We start from the raw sequence: 19,280 nt of genomic DNA on the forward strand, positions 1-19,280 counted from the left end.
AACACCTAATCGCTTAGCGCGTTGCCCGCCATGCCAACACCCAAGTCAGCACCATAAATAACATATAACTAAGAAACACGGCGACCCCATTTATAGGCCTTACTACCGCAAAACTTACTGCAAACATCACAGCGGTTAAAATAAACTTCCCCGCCTCACCTCGATAAAATGACTGTGCTACTTGAGTAGCAGCCTGGGCACCGGTATGGCGAAAAGCATAATATGAGAAGTATGCGTTTGGCCCTATAAAAATACCCGCGCCTATTATCGCGCTAAATATTGTTAACTTGCTTAAACTTAATAGCCAAGCAATGCTTACTAGCATTAACAATATGAAAATTTGTGTAGCAAATATCACTATCAGCTTTGGTTTTTTCAGCTTGGCTACCCCAGCAGTGGATGCTTGCAACTGCCTTTCACCTTATTATCTGTATACTTATTAACCAGCACGCTTGCACTTAACCTTATAACAAGGCCTAGCAAAGCGGTGCGCATTATAGGTAGTTTATGCAGGCGATTCAACTGTCTTGGTGAATTAAGCCCCACCAGCAAAACTCTGCCAGCCCAGTACTTTAGCGACTCACTCTAAACAGTTTGTATTCACTTGTCTTACCAGCCATATATTGATCACAATTTCTAATCAACCACTATATATAGTAAAAACTTACTTAATATGATTTAAAATACCATCTAGCTCATCTAAGCTGTTGTATTTTAGAATCAACTTACCTTTGCCTTTAGCGCCATGTTGTAACGTAACTGGCACACCTATCTTTTCCGACAACTGCGTTTCCAGCTTGGTTATATCCCCATCCACAGGGCCTTGTGCGCTTTTACTGCTAGGTTTGGCTTCTTCATTCTGTAAATTTTTGATTAACACTTCGGTTTGGCGTACCGATAAGCCTTTGCTAATAATAGTGCTAGCTGCAGCTGACTGCTGATCCTGTGGTAGAGCCAGTAGCAATTTGGCATGACCCAACTCTATATCGCCATGCTCTAACAAACGCTGCACATCTTCGCGTAAATTCATTAAGCGCAGTAAATTTGCCACGGTACTGCGAGACTTACTCACAGCATCGGCCACTTCTTGCTGAGAAAGCTCAAACTCTTGCTGCAAGCGATACAATGCCATCGCTTCTTCCATGGCATTAAGGTTTTCGCGCTGTATATTTTCGATTAACGCCATGGCGATGGCGGCTTCGTCGGGAACCTCGCGAATCAAAGCCGGTATTTTATCTAGCCCGGCCAGCTGACTAGCGCGCCAGCGACGTTCGCCGGCAATAATTTCAAAACGGCCATCACCTACCGGGCGCACCACTATAGGCTGCATAACACCTTGCGCCTTAATACTGGCTGCCAATTCATCCAAGGCTTCAGGGTGCATATCGCGACGCGGCTGGTATTTACCACGCAGGATAATATCTACAGGTATATCTCTTAGCATGCCATCGCTGCTGGGGAGCTCAGCCGATGCTTGCACCACCCCTTCCTCAACATCTGTAGGTTGCGGTTTACTTTTATTAATCAAAGAATTAAGGCCACGCCCCAAGCCACGTTTTTTTACCATGGTGTTTTATACCTAGAATTTGTCTTAATTATTCGACGACTGCTGCGATTTTTTCTTTGTCACTGCGACGCAACATTTCACCAGCCAAGGCCAAATAAGCGACCGCACCTTTCGATTGTTTATCGTAAAATAGTACCGGCATCCCAAAACTAGGGGCTTCGGCTAAACGGATATTGCGGGGGATAAAGGTGCGGTAAACCTTGTCGCCAAAATACTCTAATAGCTGATCCGACACATCTTTAGTCAGGCTATTGCGCGGGTCATACATGGTGCGCAACAAACCCTCTATTTGTAAATTGGGGTTAATATGTTCTTGTATTTGATTAATGGTATCCATTAAAGCCGCTAAACCTTCTAGCGCATAATACTCGCACTGCATGGGGATAATCACACCATCGGCAGCGGCCAGCGCATTAACAGTCAGCATATTCAATGAAGGAGGGCAGTCTATTATCACGTAATCATAGGCCGCACGTTCAACCGCTAAGGCATCCCTAAGCCGGTATTGTTTGTTATCTAAATCTAATAGCTCAACTTCAGCCGCGGTAACGTCAGCATTGGAGGGGACTATATCGTAACCCGCATTTTCACCGTAGACACTAACTTCAGCAACCGCTTTGCCTAAAACTAAAACGTCGTAGAGGCTAGCCTTTACATCGTTTTTATCTATGCCGCTGCCCATAGTGGCATTGCCCTGTGGGTCTAAATCTATCAGCAACACTTTCTTTTTAGTGGCAACTAAGGAGGCAGCCAAATTGACGCAAGTGGTGGTTTTGCCCACGCCGCCTTTCTGGTTGGTAATGGCTAATATCTTTCCCAATGCGAGTTCCTACTTATTATACTGTTAGCTAGCTAGCGGTTTCGACATAACCACTAAATGGCGTTGGCCGTCACTGTGGGGCACATCTAAGGCATGGCAGGCATCGACCTTATAAGTTTTTTGCACCGCACTCAACTCTTCTGTGGGATAAACCCCTTTCATGGCATAAAAACAACCTTTATCAGCCACCAACTGATGGCTACCATTAACCATGTCTTCTAAAGTAGCAAAGGCTCTGGATAACACGCCATCATAAAGCTGTTTGGGCTGATGATTCTCTACCCGACAGTGATGAATAGTAACATTGCTCAGTTTTAGCTCAGTTTTTACCTGAAACAAAAACCGGGTTTTTTTGCCATTACTATCCAGTAAATCAAAACTGCGCTCGGGGTAGAGTATGGCCAGCACGATACCGGGTAGGCCGCCGCCGGTACCTACATCAATAAAGCGTTGACCGTTGATAAAGGGGGCTATGCTTAGGCTATCAATTAAATGACGGTTCACCATTTCTAAAGGGTCACGTATGGCGGTGAGGTTATAAGCCTTGTTCCATTTAATTAACAGCTGGTGATAAGCCAATAATTGCTCTACCTGCTTATCACTTAAAGACAACTGTAAAGCAGCCGCGCCCTCGACTAGAGTATTACGATAGTGCTCAGACATTAGGCGCTCTTTTGCGTATTTTGAGTACCGTTATGTTTTAACAGACCTTGTTTTTTTAAATAAACCAATAGCAGGGATACGGCAGCCGGCGTTATACCTGGTATACGCGAAGCGCGCGCCAAGGTTTCAGGCCTGGCCGCGATAAGTTTTTGCTTCACCTCATTGGATAAACCCTCTATACCACTGTAATCAAACTCATCGGGTAGTAAGGTATTTTCATAGCGGCGCAGCCTGTCTATTTCTTCGGTTTGTCTATCTATGTAGCCTGCGTACTTTATTTGTATTTCTACCTGCTCGGCCACTTGCTCACAGGCAACCGCCTCACCTTTAATACTGGCAATATCGTGATAGCTAATACCGGGGCGTTTGAGTAAATCCATTAAGCTGTATTCACGGGTGATTGGGCTATCCACTAAACTGTTAACTTTCTCGCCCGCTTCGGTTTTCGGTTGTATCCAAGTTTGCTCTAAGCGTTTAGCCTCTTTTTCTATGGCTTCACGTTTAATACTAAAGGCCTGCCACTGCTGCTCGTTGACTAAACCTAGGTTGCGGCCGATTTCGGTAAGGCGTAAATCGGCATTGTCTTCCCGTAAAATTAAGCGATATTCTGCGCGTGAGGTAAACATGCGATAGGGCTCCATAGTACCCATGGAGATTAAGTCATCGACCATTACCCCTAGGTAAGCTTCATCGCGACGTGGGCACCAAATTTCTTTGCCCTGCGCTTTGTTAGCTGCATTTAACCCTGCCAATAAACCTTGTGCACCCGCTTCTTCATACCCTGTGGTGCCATTAATCTGGCCGGCAAAAAACAGGCCGTTGATAAATTTGGTTTCCAAGGAATATTTTAAATCACGGGGGTCAAAATAATCATACTCTATGGCATAGCCAGGACGTGAAATATGGGCATTCTCAAAACCCTTGATAGAGCGCACTAATGCCATCTGCACATCAAAGGGCAGGCTGGTGGATATGCCGTTGGGGTATAACTCGTGGGTACGTAAACCTTCGGGCTCTATGAATATCTGGTGACTATTTTTATCGGCAAAGCGATGAATTTTATCTTCTATGGACGGGCAGTAGCGTGGGCCCACACCTTCAATCACGCCGGTATACATGGGAGATCTATCCAAACCACCGCGAATAATATCGTGTGTTTTTTCATTGGTATGAGTAATCCAACAACACACTTGCTCGGGATGCTGGCTTAGCGAGCCCATAAACGACATCACCGGCTCAGGTTTATCACCCCATTGCGGTTCCAGCCCATCAAAATTCACCGAACGGGCATCGATGCGTGGTGGTGTACCGGTTTTTAACCGCTCCACATTGAAAGGCAATTCGCGTAGGCGATTGGCCAAGGCGGTGGAGGGAGGGTCGCCAGCGCGGCCACCGGAATGATTATCCATGCCTATGTGGATTTTACCGCCCAGAAAGGTACCCGAACATAGCACCACGCTAGTGGCAAAAAACTTTACCCCCATTTGCGTAACTACGCCTTTGACGGTATCGCCTTCGATTATTAAATCATCCACCCCTTGCTGGAAAATACTGAGGTTAGGTTGGTTTTCTAAGATATCGCGTATCGCAGCCTTGTACAGGGCTCGGTCTGCCTGTGCCCTAGTCGCCCTAACGGCGGGGCCTTTGCGAGCATTGAGGGTGCGAAATTGGATGCCGCCCAGATCGGTGGCACGAGCCATGGCGCCGCCCATGGCATCAATTTCCTTCACCAAATGGCTTTTGCCTATGCCGCCTATCGCCGGGTTGCAGGACATTTGCCCCAAGGTTTCGATGTTATGCGAGAGCAACAGGGTTTTTGCCCCCATGCGGGCCGCCGCCAAACAGGCCTCGGTGCCAGCATGGCCGCCGCCGATAACGATAACATCAAAATGATCTGGGTAATTCACGGGCAATCTCAATAAAAAAAAACGAACAAACCACAGCGTATTTCTGGCTGGGGTCAGAAGGGCGGCCATTATACGGCTTATTTTGAGGCTAGCGCAAAGTATCGTTGTTGTTTTTTTAATCAGTTACTTTAAAAGATTTTAAATATTAAAAGAGTATTAATATTATTCTTATATATATAGTTATTTACTTATTACTACTATTACTACTACTGAGCCTCTTTTTTGTTAATAAGCGATTTAACTTTAATAAAAACAATAGTTTAAGTGAAATATAAACCCTGTATCAAGAGCCTATCAGCTGGTATTAAGCTATCAGCGAGCTGTGCATAAAACAGCTACTTATCCACAGGCGATAATTAAGCGTTATAAACACCCTTTTTTATAAAAGCAATTTCAAGGTGTTTTACACAGTGCTTAGGCTGTTTTATCCACAGAAAAATAATTAAATTTATTTTTTAGAGTGGTTTTGGTTAAAGCTGTGGGTAAGTTGTGGATAGCTGTTTGCAGGGCTTAGCTTAAACATTAGCTATAGCTGCTAAGAATGAGAAAAGTATGGGGAGAGAGTAGTCTCTAGTGCCTAGTCTACAGCCACTAGTTTTAAAACAAGCTAGCGACTATAGACTGAGAACTAGTGACTGTTACTTACCAATACAAAAACTAGAGAAGATTTTGCCCAGTAAGTCATCGGGGGTAAAGGCGCCGGTAATTTCACCGAGAGCGTTTTGGCATAGCCGTAAATCTTCGGCTAATAGCTCGCCAGCGCCATATTCGGTGAGCTGTAGCTGGCCGGCTAGCAATGCCGAGTGTGCTTGTTCTAATGCATCGATATGGCGACGACGGGCAGTAAAGCCCCCTTCGCCGGCACCGTTATAACCCATACAGCTTTTAAGATGCTGACGTAGCAGGTCTATGCCATCACCGGCCTTGGCTGAGAGTTTGATGAGGGTATAGTCGTTTTCTACCAGCTCTGTGGATAACTGATTGAGATCGCATTTGTTGTGTATAACTGTGATGTGAGTTAAATCGACAAATTCTTTAGCGGCTTCTGGCCAAAGTATAAAGGGATCGGTTTCTTGGCTCTGGCTGCTGTCTACTACCAGTAAAATTCTGTCAGCTTTGCGTATTTCATCCCAGGCACGGCGTATACCTTCCTGTTCTATCAGGTCAGGACTATCTCTAAGACCGGCAGTATCAATGATATGCAGGGGCATGCCGTCTATCTGTATATGCTCGCGTAGTACATCGCGAGTAGTGCCCTCTATTTCGGTGACTATGGCGCTGTCACGGCCTGATAGGGCGTTTAATAGGCTAGATTTACCGGCATTGGGTTTACCGGCAATGACAACCGTCATGCCTTCCTGCAGCAAAGCGCCTTGCTTGGCTTGCATAAACACTCGTTGAAGCTGAGCGATGATGCCTTGTAAGTCATTAGCCACTTTGCCATCCCCAATGAAGTCTATCTCTTCTTCGGGGAAGTCTATGGCGGCTTCTACATAGATACGTAGCTGTATTACCTGCTCGACTAAGGCATTTATTTTTTGGCTAAACTCGCCTTGTAGTGAGCGTAGGGCGTTTTTAGCGGCTTGCTCTGAAGCGCTGTCTATCAGGTCGGCTATGGCTTCGGCCTGGGCTAAGTCGATTTTATCATTGAGAAAGGCGCGCTCTGAAAATTCACCGGGTCTAGCTAAACGGGCACCCAGCTTCATCGTTTCTTTTAATAAGCAGTCTAATAATATAGGCCCGCCGTGACCTTGTAGCTCTAATACATCTTCGCCGGTAAAGGAGTTGGGGCCGGGGAAAAACAGCGCTATGCCCTGATCTAACACCTCTTTACTGTTGTGCTCAAGGCTTCCATAAAAGTTGCCGTAATGGGCGTAGCGAGGCTTGAGTTGTACTTGGGTAATTTGTTGCGCTATGGCTAGTGTGTTGGGGCCGGATACGCGAATAATGCCCACACCTCCTCTACCGGGTGGGGTGGCGAGTGCGGCGATGGTGTCGGTGTATAGAGAGTCTATGGTCATGGTAGGCTGCGGTTGTAGTCGTTACTGTCATGCCGGACTCGATCCGGCATCCGTATTTTAAAGTGTAGATTAAGCCTAATGGCTTTTTGAGCTTTCGCTTTTAGGCGAGTTTATCACTGTGCAGCTGTTACAAAAAAGGCTGCAAATGCAGCCTTTTATTAATATTGTTAGTTTAACTATTTTCTATCCGTTTGGTTATCACATATTGCTGAGCAATTGATAACACGTTGTTCACCACCCAGTACAGTACCAAGCCGGCGGGGAAGAACAGGAAGAAGAAGGTAAACATCACCGGCATCCACTGCATCACTTTAGCTTGCATAGGATCTGGTGGTGGTGGGTTGAGTTTTTGTTGAATAAACATAGACACACCCATAATCAACGGCAGGATAAAGTAGGGGTCCATGGCCGAAAGATCATTAATCCACAACATAAACGGTGCATGGCGCAGTTCTACACTTTCCATCAACACCCAGTATAAAGAGATGAATACCGGCATTTGTACCAATATGGGTAAGCAGCCACCTAAAGGATTAATTTTCTCATCCTTGTATAGCTTCATCATGGCCTGTGATTGTTTGGCCTTGTCGTCGGCATAACGCTCGCGCAGAGCTAATAGCTTAGGCTGCACTTTGCGCATATTCGCCATAGAGGTATAGGCTTTGGCGTTTAGCTGGAAGAAGGCCGCTTTCACTAATAAGGTGACACCAATAATGGCTGCACCCCAGTTGCCGAAGAGGGCGTGGATTTTGGTGAGCAACCAGAACAAACATTGTGCAGGTAGCCATAAAAAGCCGTAGTCTACGCTGAGCTCTAAGCCCGGTGATATTTCTTCAAGCTTATATTGATTTTTAGGGCCAGCATAAAACCGTGAGTTTATAGTGGCTTGTTGGCCTGGGGCGACGTCTACACTAGGGCCGGTAAAACGTATTAAATTAAAGCCATCGGCTGTTTTCACCGTCGAGTAGCTATTAGTCGCTTCGGCGTCAGGTATCCAGGCGCTTAAAAAGTAGTGTTGCACTAACGCAGCCCAACCACCTTGGCGGCTATCTTTATAAGGCGCTTCAGCCATATCGTCAAAGCTGACTTTTTTGTAAGGCTTATCAATTAAGGTAAAAGCGGCACCTAGGTAGGGGGACATGCCCATGCCGCCGCTATCGGCACCAGGATCTTTGCTGCTATCGCGTTTGAGCTGGCCAAACATGCCGGCGCTCCACGTTTGGCTGCTGCCATTGTTAATCAGATAATCAACATTGATGACATATTTACCGCGGATAAAGGTAAAGCGTTTGGTGATAGTAACGTTATTGTCGGTAGTGAATTGCAAATCGACGATTAACTCATCGGCACCCTGTCGTAGTTGATACTGTTGTTGTGCTGCGTTAAATAAGGGGCGGCCTTTGCGAGTATCGGTGCCATTTTTACCGATTAAGCCACTTTGGGCTATATAGGTACGAGCCTGACCTTGTTCCAATAAAACAAAGGGTTGGTCGGGCCTATCGATAACCGCATAGTGCTTGGCTAAGGCCAGATAGTTAATATCACCACCTAGAGGGTTGATACGGACTTTTAAGGTATCGGTGCTCACCTCTATAGTATTAGCGCTGGGCGTTTCCGTTACTACAGGCGCTGTTAGTTGATCCGCGGTGGCAGAGGGGAAATCATCTGGCGTGCTAGACTCATTAGGGATTAAGCCTGCAGGTGTTGCTGCGGCATTGCTGTTGCTATTAATAGTGGCGGTATTGTTAGTAACAGGCGTTTTTTGCGCTGCTCTAAACTGGCTCCACTCCATCAACAACATATAAGAAAGAACCGCGATGGCTCCAATTAGTAAGTAGCGTTTAAAGTCCATAATTATTGTGTAGGTTGCTCAGGAGGTAGATGAGTATCCGGAACGGGGTCATAACCGCCGGGATTAAAAGGGTGACAGCGTAACAGTCGGCGCAGCATCAGCCAACAACCTTTTAGTATTCCATGTTTTTCTATCGCTTCTATGGCGTAACTGGAACAACTGGGATAAAAACGACAGTGCCTGCCTATAAAAGGGCTGATGCAATAACGGTAGGCTTTGATGCAGCTAATAAAAAGTCGGCGCATAGGTGGCCTTGTTTCTGCTACTGAGGTTGGTGCTTGGCTTTGCGTTGTAGCTGTTGCCACAATTTCGCCAAGTGCTTATGCAAGGAAGCGTTATCCAATGCATCTATACTGTGTCTAGCGAGTACAACAATATCTAAGGCAGGGATGTTAGCTTGGTTTAGCCGAAAACTTTCTCTGATAATGCGTTTAACACGATTGCGTTGCACAGCCAAACGAACATTTTTTTTAGCTATCACTAAACCTAAGCGAGGATGATCCAATCGATTAGGTTTAGTGAGAAATAACAGCTCTTTTGACGAAACCTTAAAGACAGCATTATCAAATACTGGTTTAAAGTCGCTGGCCTTTAAAAGACGTTTAGATTTATCAAAGGCGTAGTCGGCCATAACAGGCAATAACTAATGTGTTACGCAGTTAAGCTCTTGCGGCCTTTAGTACGACGACGGGCAATAATTGCACGACCACTTTTGGTCGCCATACGAGCACGAAAACCGTGGTTGCGTTTGCGCTTTAAGTTGCTAGGCTGAAATGTTCTTTTCATGACAAAAATCCAATAAGCTAAAGTTCGAACGTTCGATCCCACAAGATATCAGGCTGACCCCTGCGAAGAACCGCGCATTCTAGAGAAAACCCCCGCTAATATCAATTTGTTTCTGTGTGTATTTCAGGCTATCAGTGGCTAATATAGAACAAACTATATATAGGTGTGATTAATAGCTGGAGCTACTATATATAGTGGGGTTAGTTTTACAGGGTTTTGGACAGTATTTGCACGGTTTATTTTATTGTTATCCACAGGTTTATCCACAAGGTGGCAAAGAAAAGTTTTTTTCCTCGCGTTTCCCTTGTTTTTTATTAAGTTATTGATTATTAATGATTTTTACAAAGAGTGCTGTGTATATTTTTTGTGGATAAGTTGTCGTTTGCAGAGTACAATTTGGCCCTTGTTAAGTGTCGCCCAGCGGTCTTTTTTGTCGTTTATACAGGCGCTGGCAGACCATAATAATACGTGTTTTATACCTATTATCTTAAGCCACAAAATTTTGCTTTTATCCAAGGAGCTGTTCTTGCCTGCGTCTATTTGGCAACAATGCGTTAGTTATTTACAGGATGAACTGCCATCACAGCAGTTTAATACTTGGATACGACCATTAAAAATTAATACTGATGTCAGTAGTGCTATCCAGTTGTCTGCTCCTAACCGCTATATTAAAGATTGGGTTAGCGATAAATATATGGAGCGTATTAATGAGTTGGTTTCGGAACTGTGCACAGCTAACCCTTTAGAAGTTAAGCTGGAAATCAGTAGCCAGCCGCCGACTTTTAGAAAACGCATGGCGACCAATACCACCACAGAGCTTAAGCCGGCTGGCCAAACTAAACAGCTGCGTTACAGTACCCAAAATAGTTCCCCGGTTAAAAAAACACGTAAAGTAGAGGTGGAGGGCGGCATACACCACGATACCAAGCTGTTTGCCAATTACACCTTTGATACTTTTGTAGAGGGTAAATCAAATCAGCTAGCTAGGGCTGCCGCTATGCAGGTGGCTGAAAATGCGGGTGATGCTTATAATCCCTTGTTTTTATACGGTGGTGTGGGTTTGGGTAAAACCCATTTAATGCATGCCGTGGGTAATGCTTTGTTGGAGCGCAACCCTGAAGCCAAGGTGGTGTATATCCCCTCCGAGCGTTTTGTAGCCGACATGGTTAAAGCCCTACAACTTAATGCGATTAATGAATTTAAACGCTATTATCGTACTGTCGATGCCTTATTAATTGATGATATACAGCTATTTGCGGGCAAAGAGCGCTCGCAAGAGGAGTTTTTCCACACCTTTAATGCTTTATTAGAGGGCGGCCAGCAAATGATACTTACTTGTGACCGCTTTCCTAAAGAGATTGCGGGGCTGGAAGAGCGCTTAAAATCGCGCTTCGGTTGGGGTTTGACGGTAGGGGTAGAGCCCCCGGAGCTAGAGACCCGGGTAGCGATACTATTAAAGAAGGCTGAGCAGTCGAACATTAACCTGCCCGCCGATGCTGCCTTCTTTATTGCCCAGCGTATACGATCGCATGTAAGAGACCTTGAAGGCGCGTTAAAAAGAGTGATAGCGAGCGCTCACTTCACTGGTAGGGCTATAGATGTAGAATTAGTACGCGAATCCTTAAAGGATTTGCTGGCAGTACAGGATAAGTTAATCAACCTGGATAATATTCTTAAGGTGGTCGCTGAATATTACAAGATTAAAGTATCAGACCTATTATCCAAGAGGCGTAGCCGTTCAGTGGCCAGGCCTAGGCAAATGGCCATGGCCCTAGCAAAGGAACTGACCAATCACAGCTTGCCTGAAATAGGTGATAGTCTGGGGGGTCGTGACCATACCACCGTGTTGTACGCCTGTAGAAAAATAAATACATTGCGTGAAGAAAATTCAGATATACGTGAAGATTTTCAAAATTTATTGCGTACCCTAACCACTTAATAAATATGGTGTAGCTAAAGTAGCTAATCCATTAACACTTATTGATAAAAATATAGAGATCAAATAATGAAATTTGTGATTTCCCGAGACGCCCTATTAAAGCCACTTAACTTGGTAGCTGGTGTTGTAGAACGCCGCCATACATTGCCGATACTGTCGAATGTGATGTTAGCGTTAGAGGGAAACCAATTATCCATTACCGGCACCGATTTAGAGGTAGAGTTAGTTGGCCGAGTTGCTTTAGAGCATACCCCCACGGCTGGCGGTGAGATTACTGTGCCGGCGCGAAAACTAGCCGATATTTGTAAATCATTGCCCGATGGCAGTGAAATAGAGTTTACCGTGGCCGACGGTAAAGTCACGGTGCGTGCTGGCCGTAGCCGTTTTTCCTTATCCACCATAGCCGCAGCAGACTTTCCTAATGTAGAGCAAAGTGCCGGCAACCAACAGTTTGTGGTGAAGCAGGGTGATTTAAAACGCTTGATCGATAGAACCAGTTTTGCCATGGCGCAACAAGATGTACGTTATTACCTTAATGGCATGTTGTGGGAGGTCAGTGCTGGCCATCTGCGTATGGTGGCCACCGACGGGCATCGCCTGGCTATGTGTACCTTGGAAACGGCTATAGATGCCAGCGAATTACTACAAGTTATTTTGCCGCGCAAAGGGGTGATTGAGTTATCTCGCCTACTAATTAATGAAGATCAAACCGTAGAGGTGGTAATAGGCACTAACCATATACGCGCAACCACCAGTGATTTCACCTTCACCTCTAAATTAGTCGACGGTAAGTTTCCCGATTATGACCGGGTGTTACCCAAGCAAAGCACCAAGGCTATATTCGGCTCACGTGACGAGCTGCGTCAGGCCTTTTCCCGTACCGCCATACTCTCTAATGAAAAATACCGTGGTGTGCGGCTATTACTTAGTGATGGCAGCCTAAAAATCGTTGCCAACAATCCCGAGCAGGAAGAAGCGGAAGAGGTGGTTAACGTCGACTACGCCGGCGAAGCCTTGGAAATAGGCTTTAATGTTAGCTACCTACTGGACGTCCTGGCGGTGTTGAGTGGTGATACTGTGAGGCTATCCCTGTCAGACGCTAACAGCAGTGCCTTATTAGAAGAGTCTGAGCAGGGTGATTCACGCTATGTTGTGATGCCTATGAGGCTTTAAGCCCGCATAAAGGGCTTCTATGCTTATTCGGCGGTTAGAAATAACCGATGTACGCAATGTTAAGCACGCTAATATCGTGGATATATCCCCGATATCCATCTTTTATGGGGCTAACGGCAGTGGTAAAACCACGTTGCTAGAGTCCATACACGTACTCTCCTCAGCCAAATCTTTCCGTAGTCATAAGCTTAAGCCTCTTATTAATAATGGGGCTGAGCGCTGTGTGGTGTTTGCTGAAGTAGCGGTGCAAGGGGATGAAAGTATATTCCACCCTATCGGTGTGCAGCGCAGTCGCTCAGGCGAGGGGGTAATAAAAATTAATGGTGAAGCGGTACGCTCAGCGGCGCAGTTGGCGGAGGCTTTGCCGGTACAGGTAATTAACGCCGACACCTTCTTATTGTTGAGTGGTGGTCCGGTCATCCGGAGGCAGTTTTTAGACTGGGGCGTGTTCCACGTGGAACATGGCTTTCATGAGGCTTGGAAAGGCTTTCAGCGCTGTTTAAAACAACGGAATAGTTTGCTGCGACATGATAGAATAGACGGCCCTACTTTGCAGGTATGGACGCGAGAGTACGTAAAACTCAGCGAGCAATTGGATCAATACAGACAGCGTTATTTACAGCAGTTTATCCCAGTGTTTGAGCGCTGTTTAGCGCGTCTTACTAGCCTCAAAGGCGTAGAGCTACGCTATCAGCGCGGTTGGTCTAAAGAGCAAACACTGGAGGCGGCTTTGGCCGCACAAGTAGAGAGTGAACAACAACAGGGCTATACCCTGAGCGGACCCCATAGGGCGGATGTAAAAATCCTTTATCAGGGTCAGTTGGCGGCAGATATACTGTCTAGAGGGCAACAAAAACTTGTTGTTTGTGCGCTACGAGTAGCTCAGGGCTACTTACTTAGCGAACTCAGCCAACGTAAATGTGCGTATTTAGTAGATGATCTTCCTTCGGAATTGGATGTTGATCATCGCAAGGCCTTGTGCAAGCTGCTCGATGAGCTAGATTGCCAGGTGTTTATCAGCTGTGTTGACCATAGCGATCTTAATGGTTGTTGGCAGCAGAGTGAAAAAGTAAAACTGTTCCACGTGGAACAAGGTGTGGTAACGGCGCAGACCTAAGGCGCTACAGCTAAGAATTATTAACGGCGGAAAAACTATGAGCGAAGAAAATAACTACGATTCCTCCAGTATCAAGGTCTTAAAAGGCCTAGATGCAGTAAGAAAGCGCCCAGGTATGTATATAGGCGATACCGATGACGGCACCGGTTTACACCACATGGTGTTTGAAATCGTTGATAACTCTATAGATGAGGCTTTGGCTGGCCATTGTTCCAAAATAAAAGTCATTATCCACCCTGACGAATCAGTGTCGGTATCCGATGATGGCCGTGGCATACCTACCGAAATTCATGAGGAAGGGGTGTCAGCAGCCGAAGTTATTATGACGGTGCTACACGCCGGCGGTAAATTCGACGACAACACCTATAAAGTGTCCGGTGGTTTGCACGGGGTAGGGGTGTCGGTGGTAAATGCGCTATCTGAAGAGCTAAAGCTCACCATCCGTCGCGGTGGCAAGATACACGAGCAGATTTATCGCCACGGTGTACCACAGGCGCCGTTAGCACTAGTGGGCGATACCGAAACAACCGGTTCTGAGGTGCGCTTTAAACCCTCAGATAAAACCTTTACTAATATTAAATTCCACTTTGAGCAGCTGGCCAAGCGTTTACGTGAGCTGGCTTTTCTTAACTCAGGTGTGCGTATAGAGCTTATCGATGAGCGCAGTGGCAAAGTCGAAGAGTACGCCTACGATGGCGGTTTAGCCGAGTTTGTGGCGTACCTAAACCAAAATAAAACACCTATTAATAAGCTTTATCACTTCACCACTATAAATGAAGAGGGCATAGGGGTTGAAGTGGCGTTGCAGTGGAATGACTCTTACCAAGAAAACATCTTCTGTTATACCAACAATATCCCGCAACGCGACGGCGGTACGCATTTAGCGGGCTTTCGTGGCGCGCTGACCAGAAGCTTAAACAACTATATAGAGCGTGAAGGCCTGTCCAAAAACTCGAAAGTGGCCACCAGTGGTGATGATGCCCGCGAAGGTTTAACCGCCATTATCTCCGTTAAAGTACCAGACCCTAAATTCTCCTCACAAACCAAAGATAAACTAGTGTCTTCCGAGGTGAAAACTGCAGTAGAACAGGCTATGGGTAAGAACTTTGGTGATTATCTATTAGAAAGCCCGCAAGAAGCTAAGCTAGTAGTGGGCAAAATGATAGATGCCGCTCGCGCCCGTGAAGCTGCCCGCAAAGCCCGTGAAATGACTAGGCGTAAAGGCGCTCTCGATATTGCTGGCCTACCGGGTAAGTTGGCTGATTGCCAAGAAAAAGACCCAGCTTTATCAGAGGTTTACCTAGTGGAGGGTGACTCCGCGGGTGGTTCAGCCAAACAGGGCCGCGATAGACGCACCCAAGCTATATTGCCGCTTAAAGGTAAAATACTAAACGTAGAAAAAGCCCGCTTCGATAAAATGTTGTCCTCAGTAGAAGTCGGCACCATAGTTACTGCGCTGGGCTGTGGCATAGGTAAATCGGAATTTAACCCCGATAAACTGCGCTACCACAGCATTATTATCATGACCGATGCCGATGTCGATGGTTCTCATATACGTACCTTATTATTAACCTTCTTCTTCCGCCAAATGCCGGAGCTAATAGAGCGTGGCCATGTGTTTATCGCCCAGCCACCGCTGTACAAAATGAACCGGGGCAAGCAGCATCAATATTTAAAAGATGAAGAAGCCTTTAAGCAGTATCTTACCCAAAATGCATTAGATAACGCCTTCTTGTATGTGAATGCCGATGCACCAGGCATTAGCGGCCAAGGTTTATGGGACTTAGTTACCGAAAGCCGTACCGTGCAGGCCACTATAGATCGTTTATCACGGCTATACCCCAGCGAAGTCATGAGCGCCATGATTAACGTTGAGGCCTTAACCGTAGAGCAAATGAGCTCAAAAGAGCATGTGGAAAATTGGATTAAGCCGCTACAGACTTTCTTCACCACTGAAAAACAGCAGTCCATTAGCTACTCAGTATCGGTACAAGAAGATACCGAGCGTCACCTCTTCTTGCCGGTAGCTACCATTACCGCTCACGGTATTGATCGCGATTACCGTTTTGACCACGAGTTTTTTGCCTCTAACGACTATAAAGCCATACTCACCCTAGGTGAAAAACTAAAAGGCTTAATAGAAGAGGGCGCCTACGTGCAAAGAGGCGAAAAAAGCATACCGGTTGAAAGTTTTGACGAAGCGCTAACCTGGTTAATGGCGCAAGCAGAAAAAGGTATCAACATACAACGCTATAAAGGTCTGGGTGAAATGAACCCCGATCAGCTTTGGGAAACCACCATGGACCCAGAAGAGCGTCGCATGTTGCGCGTGACTATAGAGGATGCGATTACCGCTGATCAAATATTCACCACCTTAATGGGTGATCAAGTAGAGCCGCGTCGTGAGTTTATAGAGGAAAACGCTCTTAAAGTAGCTAACTTGGATATTTAACATCTATTATGTAAGTTGTTGATAATAAAAGGGTTTATTTATATAAGCCCTTTTTTTAATGATTTTTTAGCCAGCCTCTAGTGTTAACACCAAGCTAACCTTACTAATAAAAACTATTATTCCGTATCACTATCATGGCTGCATTATACTATTGCCACCTATATTGAAATTTACTGTAGCGAGAGCGGGGTTTATCCGGCGCGTAGTTGAAGCCTGTTGTACTTGCAGGTATTTAGCTCTGCAAGCCAGCAAGAATATCAAACGAACGCAGGCGATCTTCGTGTTCATACAGATCGCAGGTAAAAATCAACTCATCCGCTTGGGTATGCTGCAACAATAATTGTATTTTCTTCTCAATAGTTTCTGCGCTACCAATCATTGCCATACTTAAAAACTCATTAACCGCTTGTTCTTCATGCGGCTGCCAAAGCCCATGCATACTTTTAACCGGTGGTCGCTTCAGCATGTTTTGGCCACGAATTAAGTCCAGAATTCGCAGGAAGGTGGTGGTGACTAAAAATTCGGCATGTGCATCGGTGTCCGCTGCCGCTAAAGGTACGCCAAGCATCACATAAGGCTTATCCAGTACCGCTGATGGCGTAAAGTGGCGTCGATACAGTTCGATAGCTTGCATCATCATGCGTGGGGCAAAATGCGAAGCAAAGGCGTAAGGCAAACCTTTCTCTGCGGCTAATTGTGCGCTAAACAAACTGGAGCCTAACAGCCAGATAGGTACATTACTGTCCACGCCTGGCATGGCAATTATTGGCTGCCCTTTTCTTCGTGGCCCTAAAAATTGTTGTAGTTCGGCTAAATCTTCAGGAAAGTCATCAGAGCTACCACTGCGATGCTTTCGTAAAGCCTGAGTAGTTATGGGGTCAGTGCCTGGAGCTCGGCCAAGACCTAAGTCAATTCGGCCTGGATACAACGCCTCTAAGGTACCAAATTGCTCAGCAATAACTAAAGGTGCATGATTCGGTAGCATCACCCCTCCCGCACCAATCCGAATTCGTTGCGTACCAGCCGCAAGATAAGCAATCAACACGGCAGTTGCCGAGCTGACAATAGCATCCATATTATGATGCTCAGCCACCCAAAAACGGCTAAACCCTAAGCGCTCAACATGTTGAGCTAAGTCTAACGAGCGCTGTAATGCTGGCGCAGGCCCAAGGTCGGTATCTTTACGCGAGGATAAATCCAATACAGAAAAAGCTACTTTTTTCTGATCACTCATATAATTGCTTCTTTTACTTTGTTGCTTGCGTGCTGTTTTGCAAGCATCACATAAACACTACGGCTGTGCCATGAAAGACACAGAATTAACCTATAATTACTGATGTTTAAGTAGGTACAAATAAAGACTAATTCCTAGTAGCACGATTAATAGCTAGGGCTGAACATTTGGGCGCGGAGAATAATTAGCCCTATTAACTAGCGATGAGGTAGGTGAGTTGGTGCGACCGCTAGTGTTGATTTCGCCATAGCGCAATCCAACAAAAATGAAGAGTTGAGGGCCGCCTTACAAATAGCCGTAACGTTTTAATGCCTAGCGGATTTAATCAACTTAAAGCCTGTGCTACGCCATAGAAAGACACCATAAAACAGCAGCAAAGGTAAGGTCATTAACAGCACGCCCCGCCACTGATAATGGTATAAAAACCAGCCTGAACTTAGTGCAGCAACTGCCTGGCATGAAAACAACACAAAATCATTCGTCGCCTGCACCTTAAACCTATCCTGGTGGTTATGCCCTAGCGCGAGCATGGTGGTGGCGGCAATAAAAAGAAAATTCCAGGCTACGCCCAATAACACTAACGCCAGCCAAAAATGAATAAAGGCGGTGTTGAATAAAGCGACAGCTATGCACAATAAAAAGGCGCTTAAGCCTAAGCCTAGCACCCAGCGATAACCTAAACGGTCTATGAGCAAGCCAGACACCAAAGAGGGTAAATACATGGCAGCTATGTGCGATTGAATAACCAGCTTGGTATCGACCAAGGAGTGGCCCATATGCTCATGCATGGTTAACGGTGTGGCGGTCATAATAAAACTCATTACCGCATAAGCCACCACCGCAGACAGTAATGACAAAGACAATACCGGTGAGCTAATAATTAAGCCCCAGCCTGACTGTTGCGAAGGTCTGGTTTGTTCAGCGTGCAGGTTCAATGGGTTGGGGTTGGTGAAACATAAAAGAATAAAGCTGAGTGCAAAGACACAAGCCAACAGTAAATAAGAACCGATAAACTCGCCGCTTAGTAGCGCCTGCCCCCACAAAGCAATCTCAGGGCCTATAAAGGCCGATAATAAACCGCCGAATAATAAAATAGAGGTAACTGTGGCGGCGTAGGCGGCGCCGGCATGTTCAATCACCGCAAAGCGATATTGGTGCGCTGAGGCCATGGCAAAACCCATGGCAAAGGTCGCCATGCAAAACAACCAAAAATGTTGCAGCAGTAAACTTAGGCTGGATAGCAACGCAGAGCCACAGGCTAATGCGGCAAAGCCTAAAAACACTTTTTTGCGGCCATAGTGGCTTTGCAAATAGCCCAAGGGCAGCGTGCTGCAGGCGACCCCCACTATCATCAAGGCTATGGGTAGGGTTGCCAGGTCTGCAGACGGCGCGATGCGGCTAGCAATAAGGCTGGAAATAAAAATCACCAGCGAGCCACCAGAATTCATTAAGGCATAGGCTATAACTAGTAGCCATACTGAGGGAGAGAGTTGACGAGGCACAGCAATCCTTATAACAACCGCGTAGCTGCAGTTTTCAATGCTATCGTAGAATGGTCTAGGTATTGAGAGTGTACCGTCCATAAACGCCACGTCTAGCCCCAAAATGCACAGTTTATGCCGCCGGTTGGTTTAGCTTAGCAAAGCGCTAACGGGGATCAGTGTTTTCGTTACGATGGCGTTGCTGTGGGGCAAAAGGATTAAGTAATAAATAAAGCCTAATATTATTGTCGTAGCTATAGGCAGGGGG

Annotated in this window: 16 protein-coding genes; 4 read left to right on the plus strand and 12 right to left on the minus strand. The window is 46.0% G+C overall.

Annotation, left to right across the window (positions count from 1 at the left end; translation table 11 throughout):
- Nucleotides 1-13: 13 nt before the first annotated feature.
- The 10 genes from B067_RS22310 to rpmH form a co-directional block, all read right to left on the minus strand.
- Nucleotides 14-325: an ATP synthase subunit I gene (locus B067_RS22310; RefSeq protein WP_420806518.1), complete on the minus strand. Its 312-nt coding sequence runs from the start codon at nt 323-325 to the stop codon at nt 14-16.
- Between the two features lie 339 nt (nt 326-664).
- Nucleotides 665-1,567, minus strand: a complete 903-nt coding sequence (locus tag B067_RS0103515; RefSeq protein ID WP_019528671.1) for a ParB/RepB/Spo0J family partition protein — start codon at nt 1,565-1,567, stop codon at nt 665-667.
- Between the two features lie 28 nt (nt 1,568-1,595).
- On the minus strand, nt 1,596-2,387 hold the full coding sequence (locus tag B067_RS0103520; RefSeq protein ID WP_019528672.1) for a ParA family protein: 792 nt from the start codon (nt 2,385-2,387) through the stop codon (nt 1,596-1,598).
- Nucleotides 2,388-2,411: 24 nt separating this feature from the next.
- Nucleotides 2,412-3,050 (minus strand): 16S rRNA (guanine(527)-N(7))-methyltransferase RsmG, encoded by a 639-nt coding sequence (gene rsmG, locus B067_RS0103525; RefSeq protein WP_019528673.1) that lies wholly within the window; start codon nt 3,048-3,050, stop codon nt 2,412-2,414.
- Complete coding sequence (gene mnmG, locus B067_RS0103530; RefSeq protein WP_026244384.1) at nt 3,050-4,957, minus strand: tRNA uridine-5-carboxymethylaminomethyl(34) synthesis enzyme MnmG; 1,908 nt, start codon at nt 4,955-4,957, stop codon at nt 3,050-3,052. Before mnmG ends, rsmG begins: the two co-directional genes overlap by 1 nt.
- Before the next feature lie 638 nt (nt 4,958-5,595).
- A complete protein-coding gene (gene mnmE, locus B067_RS0103535; RefSeq protein ID WP_019528675.1) occupies nt 5,596-6,978 on the minus strand; it encodes a tRNA uridine-5-carboxymethylaminomethyl(34) synthesis GTPase MnmE in 1,383 nt (460 codons plus the stop codon).
- A 172-nt stretch (nt 6,979-7,150) separates the two neighbouring features.
- Nucleotides 7,151-8,830 carry a membrane protein insertase YidC gene (gene yidC, locus B067_RS0103540; RefSeq protein WP_019528676.1) on the minus strand — a complete coding sequence of 560 codons (1,680 nt, stop codon included), beginning with the start codon at nt 8,828-8,830 and terminating at the stop codon, nt 7,151-7,153.
- A gap of 2 nt (nt 8,831-8,832) precedes the next feature.
- The gene (gene yidD, locus B067_RS19580; RefSeq protein WP_035801162.1) at nt 8,833-9,075 is read right to left on the minus strand and encodes a membrane protein insertion efficiency factor YidD; all 243 of its coding nucleotides are present in this window, start codon (nt 9,073-9,075) and stop codon (nt 8,833-8,835) included.
- Nucleotides 9,076-9,092: 17 nt separating this feature from the next.
- Entirely contained in the window at nt 9,093-9,461 is a 369-nt protein-coding gene (gene rnpA, locus B067_RS0103545; RefSeq protein ID WP_019528677.1) for a ribonuclease P protein component, read from the minus strand.
- Between the two features lie 20 nt (nt 9,462-9,481).
- The gene (gene rpmH, locus B067_RS21580; protein WP_083921350.1) at nt 9,482-9,616 is read right to left on the minus strand and encodes a 50S ribosomal protein L34; all 135 of its coding nucleotides are present in this window, start codon (nt 9,614-9,616) and stop codon (nt 9,482-9,484) included.
- Nucleotides 9,617-10,136: 520 nt separating this feature from the next.
- On the opposite strand from rpmH, the gene dnaA reads away from it, so the two are divergent.
- From dnaA to gyrB, 4 genes are all read left to right on the plus strand, one after another.
- Entirely contained in the window at nt 10,137-11,555 is a 1,419-nt protein-coding gene (gene dnaA / locus B067_RS0103550; protein ID WP_420806519.1) for a chromosomal replication initiator protein DnaA, read from the plus strand.
- Nucleotides 11,556-11,621: 66 nt separating this feature from the next.
- Entirely contained in the window at nt 11,622-12,728 is a 1,107-nt protein-coding gene (dnaN, locus tag B067_RS0103555) for a DNA polymerase III subunit beta (RefSeq protein WP_019528679.1), read from the plus strand.
- Nucleotides 12,729-12,747: 19 nt separating this feature from the next.
- The gene (gene recF / locus B067_RS0103560) at nt 12,748-13,845 is read left to right on the plus strand and encodes a DNA replication/repair protein RecF (RefSeq protein ID WP_019528680.1); all 1,098 of its coding nucleotides are present in this window, start codon (nt 12,748-12,750) and stop codon (nt 13,843-13,845) included.
- Nucleotides 13,846-13,882: 37 nt separating this feature from the next.
- A complete protein-coding gene (gene gyrB, locus B067_RS0103565; protein WP_019528681.1) occupies nt 13,883-16,297 on the plus strand; it encodes a DNA topoisomerase (ATP-hydrolyzing) subunit B in 2,415 nt (804 codons plus the stop codon).
- Nucleotides 16,298-16,529: 232 nt separating this feature from the next.
- Here gyrB and B067_RS0103570 read toward each other — a convergent pair whose 3' ends face one another.
- Together B067_RS0103570 and B067_RS0103575 are read right to left on the minus strand one after the other, a co-directional pair.
- Nucleotides 16,530-17,531, minus strand: a complete 1,002-nt coding sequence (locus tag B067_RS0103570) for an LLM class flavin-dependent oxidoreductase (RefSeq protein ID WP_019528682.1) — start codon at nt 17,529-17,531, stop codon at nt 16,530-16,532.
- 305 nt (nt 17,532-17,836) lie between these two features.
- The gene (locus tag B067_RS0103575) at nt 17,837-19,033 is read right to left on the minus strand and encodes an MFS transporter (RefSeq protein ID WP_169335537.1); all 1,197 of its coding nucleotides are present in this window, start codon (nt 19,031-19,033) and stop codon (nt 17,837-17,839) included.
- Between the last annotated feature and the right edge of the window lie 247 nt (nt 19,034-19,280).

The sequence above is a fragment of the Dasania marina DSM 21967 genome (assembly GCF_000373485.1).
GTDB classification, from domain to species: Bacteria; Pseudomonadota; Gammaproteobacteria; order Pseudomonadales; family Dasaniaceae; genus Dasania; species Dasania marina.

Coding starts and splice junctions, on each gene's coding strand:
- rpmH (WP_083921350.1), bottom strand. CDS start 9,616: ATGAAAAGAACATTTCAGCCTAGCAACTTAAAGCGCAAACGCAACCAC.
- rsmG (WP_019528673.1), bottom strand. CDS start 3,050: ATGTCTGAGCACTATCGTAATACTCTAGTCGAGGGCGCGGCTGCTTTA.
- B067_RS0103570 (WP_019528682.1), bottom strand. CDS start 17,531: ATGAGTGATCAGAAAAAAGTAGCTTTTTCTGTATTGGATTTATCCTCG.
- rnpA (WP_019528677.1), bottom strand. CDS start 9,461: ATGGCCGACTACGCCTTTGATAAATCTAAACGTCTTTTAAAGGCCAGC.
- dnaN (WP_019528679.1), top strand. CDS start 11,622: ATGAAATTTGTGATTTCCCGAGACGCCCTATTAAAGCCACTTAACTTG.
- B067_RS22310 (WP_420806518.1), bottom strand. CDS start 325: ATGCTAGTAAGCATTGCTTGGCTATTAAGTTTAAGCAAGTTAACAATA.
- recF (WP_019528680.1), top strand. CDS start 12,748: ATGCTTATTCGGCGGTTAGAAATAACCGATGTACGCAATGTTAAGCAC.
- mnmE (WP_019528675.1), bottom strand. CDS start 6,978: ATGACCATAGACTCTCTATACACCGACACCATCGCCGCACTCGCCACC.
- gyrB (WP_019528681.1), top strand. CDS start 13,883: ATGAGCGAAGAAAATAACTACGATTCCTCCAGTATCAAGGTCTTAAAA.
- yidD (WP_035801162.1), bottom strand. CDS start 9,075: ATGCGCCGACTTTTTATTAGCTGCATCAAAGCCTACCGTTATTGCATC.
- yidC (WP_019528676.1), bottom strand. CDS start 8,830: ATGGACTTTAAACGCTACTTACTAATTGGAGCCATCGCGGTTCTTTCT.
- B067_RS0103515 (WP_019528671.1), bottom strand. CDS start 1,567: ATGGTAAAAAAACGTGGCTTGGGGCGTGGCCTTAATTCTTTGATTAAT.